This is a genomic window from Actinoallomurus acaciae, assembly GCF_042429965.1.
GTDB classification, from domain to species: domain Bacteria; phylum Actinomycetota; class Actinomycetes; order Streptosporangiales; family Streptosporangiaceae; genus Actinoallomurus; species Actinoallomurus acaciae.
On the sequence record NZ_JBHLZP010000213.1, the window covers coordinates 1 to 13,153 of the forward strand.

The following is a 13,153-nucleotide window of genomic DNA, read 5'->3' on the forward strand; positions in this document are numbered from 1 at the left end:
GCGAACGCGCGGAACCGCCGTGCGAGGGCGCGGACGATCTGCGGCGCGCACAGGCCGACGAAGCCGATCGGCCCGGCGAGTGTCACCGCCGCCGCGGAGAGCAGCGTCGCGAACACGACCGCCGTGACGCGAGTGCCGCGGACCGGGACGCCCAGACCGCGGGCCGCGTCGTCGCCGAGGGCCAGGGCGTCGGTGCGGCGGGCGATGAGGAGCAGCCCCATGAGGCCGAGAAGGGCGAGGGGTGCCATCTGGGCCACGCCGCCGAAGCCGTTCTGGCCGATGCCACCCTGCCCCCACCGGTAGAGGCCCTGCGTCCGCTCGGGGAACAGGACGAGCAGCGCGTCGGTCACGGAACCGAGGCCGAGGGCGAGCGCGCTCCCGGCGAGGATGAGGCGTACCGTACCCGCGCCGAGCCCGGACAGCGCCAGCACCACGGCCGCCGCCACGAGACCACCCGCGAAGGCGACCCCCGACGAGGCCACCAGCGGGAAGGACGCGCCCGTGACGGCGAGTGTCGCGAGCGCCAGGTACGCACCGGCGTTCACCGCGAGCGTGTCGGGGGAGGCGAGGACGTTACGGCTGATCGCTTGGAGAACGAAGCCCGCGATCCCGAGGGTGGCGCCGACGAGGACACCGGCGGCCATCCTCGGCAGGCGCGACGCGATCACGACGGACGTGCCGCCCGGGTCGGCGTGGCCCGTGAACGCCTTCCACACATCGGCCGCGCCGACGGCGGCCGTCCCCTGGGTGATGTCGACGACGCCGAGGGCCAGGACGAGAGCCGTGAGCGCGGCCGCCACCGCGACGGAGCCCGCCGCGGAGGCCGCCGGCGGAGTGGGCACGGTGGCGTCTCCGCCGGCGGGCTCGGTCTTCGTGGTGACGGTCATGGCGCTACTTCGTCAGTGCGCCGACGATGCCGTCGATGTAGGCCTCCATGGACGCCGGTCCGCCGAACATCCAGATGCCCTCGGGCAGCCGGTGCACGTGGCCGGCCTTGACGAAGGGCAGCCCCTTCCAGACGGAGTTCTTGGCGAGGTCGCGGGCGAACGGGTCGCCCCCGTCGCCGTCGTTGGCGATGTAGGCGAACTGGACGTCCCCGAGTGTGGTGAGCCCCTCGACGTCGGTGGCCCCGAGCCCGTACTTCTTGTCGCCCTTGACCGTCCAGGCGTTCTGGAGTCCGAGTCTCTCGTTGACCGCGCCGATGAGGGAGCCCTTGGTGTACGGGCGGATCGTCACCTGGTTCGAGGCGACGTAGCCGTCGGCGAAGGCGACCTTCGCCCCCGTACGGCCCGCGCCCTCGATGGCCTTCTTTCCCGCGGCGACCTTCGCCTCGAAGGCGTTCTCGGCGGCCTGGGCCTGCTTCGTCCGTCCCGTGGCCTGGGCGATGAGGTCGAGGCTCTTCGTCATCAGCCCGATCTGGTCCGATGCCTTGGCGGATTCCAGCAGGAGGACCGGGGCGACCTTCCGCATCTGCTTGACCGCCGAGGAGGGCAGGTCCGTGGTCGCGATGATCAGGTCCGGCGCGAGAGAGGCGATCGTGTCCATGCTCGGCTGGTCGCGCATGCCGATGTCCTTCGGGGCGTTCTTCAGCGGGACCGCCGACGCCCACGCCTTGTATCCCTTGACGTCCGCGACGCCGACCGGGGCGACGCCGAGCGTGATGAGGTCGTCCACGACGTTCCACTCGGTCCCGACCACCTTCGTGGCGGGACGGTCGAGGTGGAGGCTCGCGCCACTGGCGTCGGTCAGCGTGATCTGGGAGGGAGCGGGGTTCGCGCCGGTGGACGGGGGCTGGGTCGTACCGCAGGCGGTCGCGAGGACCGCGACCGCGGTGGCGACGGCGGCGAGAAGGCGTCTCATGAGGGGGAGGAGGACCTTTCGTGTCGGGTGTGGTGACGGCCGATCGCGCGGGTGCGGAGCCGTCCGGTCACGGGGTCGGTGTCGACGTCGATGCGGATGCCGTACGTCTCGGACAGACGCTCCGCCGTCAACACGTCTTCGGGCGTTCCTTCGGCGACGATGCGTCCGGCGTCGAACAGGGCGATCCTGTCGGCCACGGCGGCCGCCTGGTCGAGGTCGTGGAGGACGACGCCGACCGCGATGCGGTGGTCGTCGGCCAGGTCGCGGATCAGGTCGAGCAGCTCGACCTGGTAGCGCAGGTCGAGGTAGGTCGTCGGTTCGTCGAGCAGGAGCACGCCGGTCTCCTGCGCGAGGCAGCTCGCCAGCCACACGCGCTGGAGCTGCCCGCCGGAGAGGTGGTCGACCTCTCGTTCGGCGAGATGGCCGACGCCCGTCATGGCGAGCGCGTGCGCCGTCGCGGCGGCACCGTCGGGATCCCGCCCGCCCCACCGGCCGCGGTACGGGTAGCGGCCGAACTCCACGACGTCACGGACGGTCAGGCCGCTCGGCACGGAGCGCCCCTGCGTCAGCAGCGCCACGTGACGCGCGAACCGGCGGAGATCGAGGGCGAGACCGTCCAGGGCCGTGCCGGTACCCGCGTCGATCGCGAGCGTGCCGCTCCGGGCGCGCTGAAGACGTGCGAGCGTTCGCAGCAGCGTCGTCTTGCCGCTGCCGTTCGGGCCCACCAGCGCGACCACCTCGCCCGGCCTGATCACGATGGCGGCGCCGTGCACGACCTCGGTGTCGCCGTACGACACGGTCATGTCTCCGGCGGACAGCTCGTGGCCGCGCAGGCGCCGGGCCCCGGCGGCGTCAACCCCAAAAGTCACGTTCATCCCCAAATGTCACAAAGTAAGGTTAGCCTAACCTAAAGGGAGCCTCGGCGTCGGCCGCGGTGTACGGCGCCGGCCCCATGGCCGGCAGGGACCCACGAGAGGCGTGACGGGATGAGAATCCGCAACGAGACGGAGCTGAGGCAGATCGTCGAGCCCCCTCATCCGGCGATGCGCGACAAGGCCATCCCGGTGATCGACGATCAGTCCCGGCGCTTTCTCGCCGCGTCCACGTTCTTCCTGCTGGCGACGGCGTCCGCGGATGGCACGATGGACGTCTCACCCCGGGGCGAACCCGCGGGCGGCGTGGTCGTCCTGGACGAACGCCGCCTGGCGTTCCCGGACCGTCCGGGCAATCGCCGCCTGGACAGCCTCCGCAACATCCTCCAGCGCCCGCAGGTGGGCATGCTCTTCGTCATCCCGGGCAAGACCGAGACCCTCCGGGTGAACGGCCGCGCCTCCGTGTTCGGCGACCCGCCGTTCGTCTCCGCTCCGCTGGGCGTCGTGGTCGAGGTCGAGGAGTTGTTCCTGCACTGCGGGCAGTCGCTGAAACGGGCCTCCCTGTGGGAACCGGAGAACTGGCCCGCCGCCGAGATCGTCCCGACGACGGGAGAGCTCATCAAGAGCCAGGGCCGTCACCGAAGCGCGCCCCGCCCCGAGACCGCGGACGCGACCTGACCGTACGCTCGGGGTGCGAGCCGGGAACTCCCGCGGTGGCCCGCCGCCGGGGTTCTCATCCGACGTCCCTGCGGCGTACGACGCGGCTCTCCGCCCGCATCCGCGGCTCGCGAGGTCATCGGACAGGCCGGGCTCGGCCGACCGCGGGCCTCCCGCGTCCGACCCCAGCGCGATCACGGGCCAGATCAGCGTCGATGACCCGGGGTACGGCCCATGCCCGCCCCGCCGGACAGTCCGCTGCGGCATCGCCCGGCGCGCCACAAGGTCCGGTGAACGTGCCCTCTTTTCGGCGCTGCTGATATGCGGCTAAAGACTGCCCTTTAAGCATCTCTAATGCCTGCTCTAACGAATTAGGGGGATGACGCGGAGCAATTGCCGAAATAGATTGCAAGGCAGGCGTAAACGAGCGGCGGGCGACGACGGCGGCCGAAGGGGGTACCGGCATGGCGGAAATCACCGTCTCCGCACGGGACGGGCCGGGGCTCCGGCGCCGAACGTCGCGCACCGATGCGGCCGAGTGATCGGCGCGCTCGGGCGGGTAACGCCGACGTCTCCAACGCCCGCCCGGCCGGTCCGTGACCGGATCGACATGCCCCGGTAGCCCAAATTGGACGGAGGCAGCGGACTTAAAATCCGCGAAGTGTGGGTTCGAATCCCACCCGGGGTACCCCAGCACCAACGCCGGCGTCGCCCGGACCAGGTCGCGGTAGGTCTCCATCCTGGAGCAAGGCGACGACCAGGCCGTACGGCAGGGCCCGCGCCAGCCGGGCCGTTACCGGACAAGATGCGGCTCGCGCCCTGACACTCTTTCTTATACAGTCAACGGTCGGGCCGGATGTATCGGCTATTGCCCGCATCGAATTCCGGCGCCCCGAATGGGTCTTTCATTGCCGCACCGCGGCTGCTTTCGACCGGCCATTGCGCCCGGAGAAACTCGCGATTCAATCGGATGCGGGAGAAGACGGGGACCGGTAGGCCACCTCGCCGGGCTCGGTGCGCCGATGGACGAAGTCACGCAACTCGCGCTTGCGTGCCGCCAGTCGGCGGTGGGCCGCGACCCGTCGGTAGTGCGCGTGGTCGCCGCGGTCCGGCCGGGCCCCGCCGTCGACCTCGTAACCGTGCTCGCGCAGCAGGTCGCCGGCCACACTCTCGCACAGCGCGATCTCTTCCGCCGTCAGGCGCGTGCGCCACGTGCCGGCGCGGGTGGTGGTGACCTGTTCGTGGGTACGGTCGTGCCAGACCTTCCGGCCGGGTACGGCGACGGCGGCCACCCGGCCCGGCTCGGACATCGCCGGGTCGTAGTCCTCGCCGAGGAATTCGCACAGCGCCTTGAGCTCGGTGGCCGGGTCGCTGATCAGACGTTCGTAGTAGAGCCGGTGGTAGGCCTCCGGGCCGAGTGACCGCGCCGCCCGGTCCCCCGCCTCGATCGACTCCACCCAGGTCGCGAGCGCATGGAAGGAGTCCTGTTTGTACCAGTCCATCTCCTTCAGCGACGCGACGCAGTCGCGGCCGTCGCGGATGAGCTGGACGATCTGCGCGTCGGGGAACAGGCGCCTCAGCGTGGAGACGCGCTGGAAGTAGCCGGGCCGCTTGTCGCCCCACCGGGGCTTGCCGAACCTCGCCGCGTACGCGCGCAGCACGATGCCGAGCGCGGAGCCGAGTGTCGGCGGCCCGGCGACGATCTGCTCGATGATCCGCTGCCCGTCCAGGCCCAGGTCCGCGAAGCGGGTCTGCCTGCGGTCGACGATCCAGCGCGCGAGCGCCAGGCGGTTCGCCGGTATGCCGAGGTCGCCGAAGTCGGAGCGCGCGTCGTACGCGGCCATCAGGAACCGCGTCTCGGGCGGGATGGCGATGCGCGGGTGGGCGTGCAGCATCAGTTGCAGCATGGTCGTTCCGGACCGTGGACAACCGATGACGAAGATGGGCCGCTCCGGCTGGGTCATCGGCCCACAGTAAAAAAAATTACTGAGAGTTGGTTGAGAATTTACCGAGAAGCTGTTTTCTTTTATCTCCGATTGGTTTAGTGCAGATTTACCGGAACAACCACTCAAGCCGCGGCTCGACCGCCCAGCGGAACACTTTTCGTACGGGATCGGTCATGAGCACCACGGCCAGCAGGACGCAGCCGATCGTCACCGCCGGCACCTGCCATCCGGAGATGCGGTAGTACCAGTCCTGGTAGGACAGGAAGAGCGTGACGAACCCGTGGAGCAGGTAGGCGTACATGGAGGCGGCGCCGAGCCGGCTGAACCACGTACGGCGAGCCGGGACCACGGCCAGGAAGGCCGCCGTGAGGAGGGCCGCCGCGACCAGCGCGACGACGCGGAAGCCGACGCCCGAGGGGGCACCGACGCCGAGTTCGGCGAAGCTGCGCCGCCAGTGCACCCACTCGGGGTCGAGGCTGCTCTCCAGCACGTACGCCGCCACCGCCCCGGCGACGAGCGTCAGCACCCCCGCGACACGCACCGCCGGCCGTCTGAGCAGGGCGAAGTGGCGCGGCCCGAGGATCAGCCCGAGCACGAAGAACGGCAGGAACGACAGCACCTGAACCGCGTCGAGCATGCTGGGCAGGGTGACGAGCCCGGCGAACAGCCAGATCGCGACGGCCAGCGCGATCGCGACCGGGAACCTCAACTGCTGCCAGAGCGGCACCGAGAGCCGCCAGGCGAGCAGGGCGGGCAGGAACCAGGTCAGGTAGTACGGCTCGAGCGGATCCCAGCTCATGTGCCGCCCCGCGAGAAACTCGGTGTAGACGACGTAGACGGCACTGAACAGGACGTACGGAACGACGATGGCGGCGACGAGCTTGCGCGTACGGTTGCGGGAGCGACTGAATCCGCGGGAGAAGTATCCGCACATGACGATGAATACGGGGAGATGGAAGGCATAGATGAACGACTGCCCCGCCCCGAGAATTCGCCCGCCGACGGCCGCACTGCGCAACGGTTCCCAGGCATGCCCGACGACGACCAGAGCGACCGCGAGAAACTTCGCGTTGTCGAAGTAGGGATCTCTAGCGGTCGGCGCTTTTCGGGTAATTCTATCGGCATTACCTGATTTATCCGGTACGGCGGGATCCGTACCACCACTGCCCGGTGCCGGCTCCGGCACCACGGGCCCGTCCGTACGGCCGGCGCTCTCACCGACGCCACCGGGACCGCGAAGCCCGCCGTCCCCCGCCACGCCACGGTCATCTCGGCCAGGCGCCGGGCTGGATCCGCCTCGGCCACCGGAGCCAGGGCCCACGTCCGCGCCGGGAGTCACCTCGGGGGGACGCCTCGGCTCCAGCAGAGCACTCCGCCCACCACCGAGCGCGGCCTCCCGCCCGCCGAGCCGCTCGCCACGACCCGCCGCGGAATCCTCACCACCCGCGACCACGCCCTGTTCACCGACGGCGCGACCTCGGGCATTGGCCCCACCGTCACGACGAGAGCCCTGCGGACCACACTCACCGGAACCATCGAAAGAGCCATCACGACCTCGATAGGCCGCCTGCCCGTCGTCCCCCGCAGCCCCACCGCCGCCCGAACCGCCATAGGCCCCCGACCCACCATCCCCGGCCGGGAACGCCTCCCCCACCGGACGCGGCCGAGCCGTGCCGTCCGACTCACCACCCGCCGCCGAACGACCGTCGGCCGCCGAGCCACCCGTCACAGAGCGACCACCGGCACCCGAACCGCCGTACGCGGCAGCCCCACCACCTGCCGAAATCGCCTCCGACCCTTCCCCTGCTCCACGCGACCACGCCGAGCGCTCCGCCCCACCGCCAGCCGCCGAACCACCGTAAGCAGGCTCACCACCCACCCCCGGGAACGTCTCCGACGGCTCCCCCACTCCACGCGGCCGGGCCGTGCTCTCCGACTCACCGTCCGTTGCCGGGCGGCCGTCAGTCTTCGGTCCACCATCCGCCGTTGGGGCCCCCTCCAGCCCCTCTCCCACTCCACGCGACCGGGCCCTGCCCTCCGACTCACCGTCCGTTGCCGGGCGATCGTCAGTCTTCGGTCCACCATCCGTCGTTGGGAGCGGCTCCGGCCACTCCTCCGATTCACCCGGGCGCGGCGGGGGTTGTCGGGTGATGCCGGTCGCGCGTTCGTCGCCTGGGGGCGGGGTGGCGTTCGTCAGCGGGGCGTTGTCTTCGCCTTCCGGTGTGGGTGGCTCGGTTTCGTGTCCCGCCTCCGGGGCGCCATCGTCGTTCGTCGTCTCATGACTTGTCACCGGACCACTTCCGCCCTCACGAACGTCACCCTTTCCGCCGCCGCTTCCGGCGGCACCGCGAGTACCACCGTCGGCCACTCCATCACCGGGGGATGAGACCGGGCTGGGATCAGCCTGAGAATCGGCACCACATCCGATCACCCCTTGGCCGGCGGCCGGTTCGCCATCGCTCGCGGGGCGGTCCGTTTCCCTCCCCGGTAAGCCGCCCGGTTCCGTGGGGCCCGGGCGGGGCGAGCGTTCGGCGGCTCGGGGCCTTCCGGGCAGCGGGCGGCCGTGGCCCGGAGCAGGGCCACGGCCGTCGTCGTCCGCCGGGTCGCGGTCAGGGCCGGGCTCGGGGGCCGGGCTCTGGCCGGTCGGCTCATCTTCGGGCATAGACCCGGGTGGCCGCCACGACGCCCACCGCCGCCAGTACGACCTGGATCGCCAGTTCGATCCAGTCGATTCCGCTGGTGTCGGCCACACCGGCCGCGCCCGCGATGGCGGTGCCGACCAACGCGGCGACGATGCCGATGACGATGGTCAGCCAGATCGGGATCGGCTGCCGGCCCGGCACGACCAGCCGGCCCAGGGCGCCGATGACCAAGCCGATGATGATCGCGGTGAAGATTCCAACAACGTGCATATCGGGGGCTTCCTCTCGTTCATAAGACGCGCAGCGGTTCTGCCCGCGATCTCCCGCTCTAAGCCAAAACTCGCCGCCGAATCCGACTTACGGGGCGTAACCGGGCCGCGCCTTCCCGATGCCGAACCCGCGGTCTCCCCGGAACCCAGACAAGGCATGTGACCTTCCCACCCGAACCACCCAAACGCCCCGACCGCCGGGTCCGGTCGGTCCGCCAGAGCCGGGCATGCCGACGGGACCGCCGCCGTACGGCGGGAACACCGCCCCCGGGCAGCGTGGCCAGGGCGCACCGGTCTCACTCATCGTCGCCGGGGCGGCGGTGGTGCTGGTCGGAGCGGTCGCGGCGGTACTGCTCCTCGACCGACACGGTTCCGCCACGAGTGCCGCCGACCCGCTGAAGACGCCGATCCGGTTCCACCAGGTGAGGGCGGAGACGCCGGACGCCGGGCTCATACCCGGGAGGGAGACACCGGGCTCATACCCGGGAGGGAGACACCGGGCTCATGCTCCGAGGCGGGGACACCGGGCTCATGCCCCGAGGCGGGGACGCTGAGCTCATGCCCGGAGGCGGAGACGCCGGGCTCATATCCGGAGGCGGGACGCTGAGTGGCGACCGCCGGATCCGCTACCGGATCGCCACTGACGGCATGACCGCGACCCGGGTGAAGACCGTCGAGGTGGTGTCGCCGCACCGCCCGGCCTCTTGGGGCATCGGCCTGAGCCTGGAACCCGCGGATGCCGCGCGTTCGAGTGGCTCAGCGCCAAGGCCGCCACGGAGGCAGCAGCCCGGCGACAAAGATCGCCATCGTGGTCGGCGGCGCCGTCATCTCCGCGCCGATGGTCGCGCGGACCATCAGCGGCGGCCGGATCCAGCACGGGCTCCTACGACGAACAGGACGCCAAGCGGCTCTTTCGGTAAGGCGGACCGAAGGAGCTCACGACCGGAGACGGCTACCGCACCAGCGGGACGCGCATCTCGAACACGCGGCGAGACGCCCGGAGACTCGATAACGGACAAGCGCCGCCGGGAGACGACCGGTCAGCCCTTCCCGGCGACGTCGGCCACCGCCGCGAAGGCCGTCGCCAACTCGGCGAAGTGGCAGTTCCATGGCGGATCACCGGCCGGGCCCCGTCGGGGCCCGGCCGAGGTGACACGCCGGGGAGTTCAGCCGAGCTCGATGAGCAGGTCTCCGCCCTCGACCTGCTGCACCGCGCCGACCGCCAGCCGGCGGACCGTGCCGTCGCGCTGGGCGGTGATGGAGGCCTCCATCTTCATCGCCTCGATGGTGGCCACCGTCTGCCCGGCCGACACCGCCGCGCCCTCCTCCACCTGCAACGTCACGACGCCGGCGAACGGCGCCGCGACGTGCCGGTCGTTGCCGCGCTCGGCCTTCTCGGCCGCCTTGACGTCGGTGGCGATGGACTCGTCACGTACGCGGACCGGGCGCAGCTGGCCGTTCAGCGTCGTCAGCACCGTCCGGTAGCCGCGCTCGTCGGCCTCGGAGATCGCCTCCAGCTCGATCAGCAGCGAGACGCCGTGCTCCAGCGTCACGGTGTGCTCCGTGTCGGGTTCTAGGCCGTAGAAGAAGTCCTTCGACGACAGCACCGACGTGTCGCCGTACGTCTCGCGCCGCCGGGCGAACTCCTTCGCCGGCCCCGGGAAGAGCAGCCGGTTCAGCGTGGCGCGGCGCGACTCGCGCAGCCCCTGGAGATCGTCCTCGCTCAGGGCGGTCACCTCGGCGGCGGGCGGGCGGCCTTCGAGCGCCCGCGTACGGAACGGCTCCGGCCAGCCACCCGGCGGGACGCCGAGTTCGCCGCGCAGGAAGCCGATCACCGAGTCCGGCACGTCGAACTTGGCCGGGTCGGACTCGAAGTCGGCCGCGGTGACGCCCGCCCCGACCAGGTGCAGGGCCAGGTCACCGACGACCTTGGAGGACGGCGTCACCTTGACCAGGCGGCCGAGCATCCGGTCGGCCGCGGCATAGCAGTCCTCGATCAGCTCGAACCGGTCGCCGAGGCCGAGCGCGATGGCCTGCTGCCGCAGGTTCGACAGCTGCCCGCCGGGGATCTCGTGGTGGTAGACGCGTCCGGTCGGCGAGGCCAGCCCCGACTCGAACGGCGCGTACACCTTGCGCACGGCCTCCCAGTACGGTTCCAGGTCGCCGACGGCCTGCAACGACAGGCCGCTCGCCCGCGGGGTGTGGTCGGTGGCCGCGACCAGCGCAGACAGTGAGGGCTGCGAGGTCGTCCCGGCCATCGAGGCGACCGCCGCGTCCACGGCGTCCACCCCGGCGTCGATCGCGGTGATCAGGGTGGCGAGCTGCCCGCCGGCGGTGTCGTGGGTGTGCAGGTGGACCGGCAGGTCGAACCGCGACCGCAGCGCGGTCACGAGGGCGCGGGCGGCCGGCGGCCGCAGCAGCCCCGCCATGTCCTTGATCGCCAGGATGTGCGCGCCCGCCTCGACGATCTCCTCGGCGAGCCGCAGGTAGTAGTCCAGCGTGTAGAGCGTCTCGGACGGGTCGGACAGGTCACCGGTGTAGCAGAGCGCCACCTCGGCGACGGCGGTGCCGGTGGCGCGTACGGCCTCGATCGCCGGGCGCATCTGCGCCACGTCGTTGAGCGCGTCGAAGATCCGGAAGATGTCCATCCCGGTCGCCGCTGCCTCGGCCACGAACGCGTCGGTGACCTCCGTCGGGTACGGCGTGTAGCCGACGGTGTTGCGGCCGCGCAGCAGCATCTGCGTGCAGATGTTCGGCACCGCTTCGCGCAGCGCGGCGAGCCGCTCCCAGGGATCCTCGGCCAGGAACCGCAGCGCCACGTCGTACGTCGCGCCGCCCCAGCACTCCAGGCTGAGCAGCTCCGGCGCCGTACGGGCGATGTGCGGGGCGACCGCGAGCAGGTCGCGGGTCCGTACCCGCGTCGCCAGCAGCGACTGGTGGGCGTCGCGGAACGTCGTGTCGGTGACCGCGACCGCGGACCGGGCCCGCAGATCGGCCGCGAACCCCTCCGGCCCGAGGGCGGCGAGCCGCTGCCGCGAGCCGTCCGGCGGCGCGTCCGCCACGGACACCGCGGGCAGCTTGTCCGCGGGCTCGACCACGACCGGGCGCGGTCCGTGAGGCCGGTTGACGGTCGTCTCGGCCAGGTGACGCAGGACGCGGCTGCCGCGGTCGGCCGAGGGCCGGGCGTGCACCAGGTCCGGCCGGTCGTCGATGAAGGCGGTGGTGATCCGCCCGGCGCGGAAGTCGGGGTCGTCGAGCACGGCGCCGAGGAAGGGCAGGTTCGTGGCCACGCCGCGGATGCGGAACTCGGCGATCGCGCGGCGCGCCCGCCGGGCGGCGTTGGTGAAGTCGTGCCCGTGGCAGGTGAGCTTGACCAGCATCGAGTCGAAGTGCGCGGAGACCTCGGCGCCGGTGTGCACGGTGCCGCCGTCGAGGCGCACGCCGGGGCCGCCGGGCGAGCGGTACGCCGAGATGGTGCCCTTGTCGGGGCGGAAGCCGTTGGCCGGGTCCTCGGTGGTGATGCGGCACTGCAGGGCCGCGCCCGACAGCGTGATCACGTCCTGGGTCAGCCGCAGCTCGGGCAGGGTCATGCCCGAGGCGATGCGCATCTGGGCGATGACCAGGTCGCGGTCGGTGACCTGCTCGGTCACCGTGTGCTCCACCTGAATGCGCGGGTTCATCTCGATGAACACGTGCCGGCCGCGCTCGTCGAGGAGGAACTCCACGGTGCCCGCGTTGACGTAGCCGATGTGGCGGGCGAAGGCGACGGCGTCGGCGCAGATGCGCATCCGCAGGTCCGGGTCGAGGTTCGGGGCGGGCGCGATCTCGATGACCTTCTGGTGCCGCCGCTGCATCGAGCAGTCACGCTCGTACAGGTGCACGACGTTGCCGTCGGCGTCGGCGAGGATCTGCACCTCGATGTGGCGCGGGTTGACCACGGCCTGCTCCAGGAAGACCGTCGCGTCGCCGAACGCGGACGCGGCCTCGCGCATCGCCGCGTCGATCGACTCTCGCAGGTCGGCCGGCTCGGCGACCCGCCGCATGCCGCGCCCGCCACCGCCGGCGACGGCCTTGACGAACACCGGGAAGCCGATGTCCTCGGCGGCGGCCAGCAGCGTGTCCACGTCCGTGGAGGGCTCGGAGGAGCGCAGCACCGGGATGCCGGCCTCGCGCGCCGCCGCGACCGCCCGCGCCTTGTTGCCGGTCAGGTTCAGCACCGGGGCCGGCGGGCCGATGAAGGTGATCCCCGCCTCGTCGCAGGCGGCGGCCAGCTCGGGATTCTCGGACAGGAAGCCGTACCCGGGATAGATCGCGTCGGCGCCGGCCGTACGGGCAGCCTTGATCACCTCGTCGACGGAGAGGTAGGCACGGACCGGGTGGCCGGGCGCGCCGATCTGGTACGACTCGTCCGCCTTGGCCCGGTGCAGCGAGTTGCGATCTTCGTGCGGATAGACGGCGACGGTGGAGATTCCCAGCTCGAACGCGGCGCGGAACGCCCGTATCGCGATCTCGCCACGGTTGGCGACCAGGACCTTACCGAACATCAAGCTCCCTCAGGGTGGTCGTAGTCCCGCATCACATCGTCGTGGCGCCGGCCACGTCGATTATCCATGGATGCGGACCGTGACCGCAGGCCCGAGGGGCCGCGGTGGCTACGAGCGGGAGCGGCGGGCGGCCGGGCGGGCCGACCGGCGGCGGTTCAGCCGCAGCTGGGTGAGCAGCAGGGAGATGCCGACGAGCAGCGCCGTGAGCCAGGCCACCTGGGTCCACAGGAGACGGTAGGAGGTCGCGTCCAGGCCGAGCGGCGAGGTCTTCGTGCGCAGCGATACCGGCCGGACGGCGGGCAGCCGGTCCGGCGCGACCGCGGGTGCCTGCCCGGCGATGAGCGGGAGCCGCGCGGCGGCCGG

At 71.5% G+C, this 13,153-nt stretch carries 10 protein-coding genes and 1 tRNA gene; 2 read left to right on the forward strand and 9 right to left on the reverse strand.

The genetic code is table 11. The features are described from left to right. The 3 genes from ACFFNX_RS25770 to ACFFNX_RS25780 all read right to left on the reverse strand — a co-directional run. The coding region (locus tag ACFFNX_RS25770) for an iron chelate uptake ABC transporter family permease subunit (RefSeq protein WP_378207401.1) at positions 1-887 on the reverse strand (887 nt) is incomplete at its 3' end. A 4-nt stretch (positions 888-891) separates the two neighbouring features. Continuing rightward, entirely contained in the window at positions 892-1,860 is a 969-nt protein-coding gene (locus ACFFNX_RS25775; RefSeq protein WP_378207404.1) for an ABC transporter substrate-binding protein, read from the reverse strand. After that, complete coding sequence (locus ACFFNX_RS25780) at positions 1,857-2,729, reverse strand: ABC transporter ATP-binding protein (RefSeq protein ID WP_378207407.1); 873 nt, start codon at positions 2,727-2,729, stop codon at positions 1,857-1,859. The genes ACFFNX_RS25775 and ACFFNX_RS25780 overlap by 4 nt, the downstream gene beginning before the upstream one ends. A 117-nt stretch (positions 2,730-2,846) precedes the next feature. Between ACFFNX_RS25780 and ACFFNX_RS25785 the strand changes: the two genes are divergently transcribed. Both ACFFNX_RS25785 and ACFFNX_RS25790 read left to right on the forward strand, forming a co-directional pair. Further along, entirely contained in the window at positions 2,847-3,410 is a 564-nt protein-coding gene (locus tag ACFFNX_RS25785) for an MSMEG_1061 family FMN-dependent PPOX-type flavoprotein (RefSeq protein ID WP_378207410.1), read from the forward strand. Positions 3,411-4,001: 591 nt separating this feature from the next. Continuing rightward, positions 4,002-4,077 (forward strand) — tRNA-Leu (locus ACFFNX_RS25790). Between the two features lie 274 nt (positions 4,078-4,351). Here ACFFNX_RS25790 and ACFFNX_RS25795 read toward each other — a convergent pair. The 6 genes from ACFFNX_RS25795 to ACFFNX_RS25820 all read right to left on the reverse strand — a co-directional run. Next, positions 4,352-5,353 carry a sulfotransferase family protein gene (locus ACFFNX_RS25795; RefSeq protein ID WP_378207413.1) on the reverse strand — a complete coding sequence of 334 codons (1,002 nt, stop codon included), beginning with the start codon at positions 5,351-5,353 and terminating at the stop codon, positions 4,352-4,354. Between the two features lie 88 nt (positions 5,354-5,441). Continuing rightward, entirely contained in the window at positions 5,442-6,449 is a 1,008-nt protein-coding gene (locus tag ACFFNX_RS25800; RefSeq protein ID WP_378207430.1) for an acyltransferase family protein, read from the reverse strand. A 1,534-nt stretch (positions 6,450-7,983) separates the two neighbouring features. Next, positions 7,984-8,247 carry a GlsB/YeaQ/YmgE family stress response membrane protein gene (locus ACFFNX_RS25805; protein WP_378207417.1) on the reverse strand — a complete coding sequence of 88 codons (264 nt, stop codon included), beginning with the start codon at positions 8,245-8,247 and terminating at the stop codon, positions 7,984-7,986. Positions 8,248-8,542: 295 nt separating this feature from the next. Further along, the gene (locus ACFFNX_RS25810) at positions 8,543-8,665 is read right to left on the reverse strand and encodes a hypothetical protein (protein WP_378207420.1); all 123 of its coding nucleotides are present in this window, start codon (positions 8,663-8,665) and stop codon (positions 8,543-8,545) included. A gap of 747 nt (positions 8,666-9,412) precedes the next feature. Continuing rightward, the gene (locus tag ACFFNX_RS25815; protein ID WP_378207424.1) at positions 9,413-12,790 is read right to left on the reverse strand and encodes a pyruvate carboxylase; all 3,378 of its coding nucleotides are present in this window, start codon (positions 12,788-12,790) and stop codon (positions 9,413-9,415) included. A gap of 108 nt (positions 12,791-12,898) precedes the next feature. Then, on the reverse strand, positions 12,899-13,153 hold a 255-nt coding region (locus ACFFNX_RS25820), incomplete at its 5' end, for a hypothetical protein (RefSeq protein ID WP_378207427.1).

Coding starts and splice junctions, on each gene's coding strand:
- ACFFNX_RS25775 (WP_378207404.1), bottom strand. CDS start 1,860: ATGAGACGCCTTCTCGCCGCCGTCGCCACCGCGGTCGCGGTCCTCGCG.
- ACFFNX_RS25785 (WP_378207410.1), top strand. CDS start 2,847: ATGAGAATCCGCAACGAGACGGAGCTGAGGCAGATCGTCGAGCCCCCT.
- ACFFNX_RS25795 (WP_378207413.1), bottom strand. CDS start 5,353: ATGACCCAGCCGGAGCGGCCCATCTTCGTCATCGGTTGTCCACGGTCC.
- ACFFNX_RS25805 (WP_378207417.1), bottom strand. CDS start 8,247: ATGCACGTTGTTGGAATCTTCACCGCGATCATCATCGGCTTGGTCATC.
- ACFFNX_RS25815 (WP_378207424.1), bottom strand. CDS start 12,790: ATGTTCGGTAAGGTCCTGGTCGCCAACCGTGGCGAGATCGCGATACGG.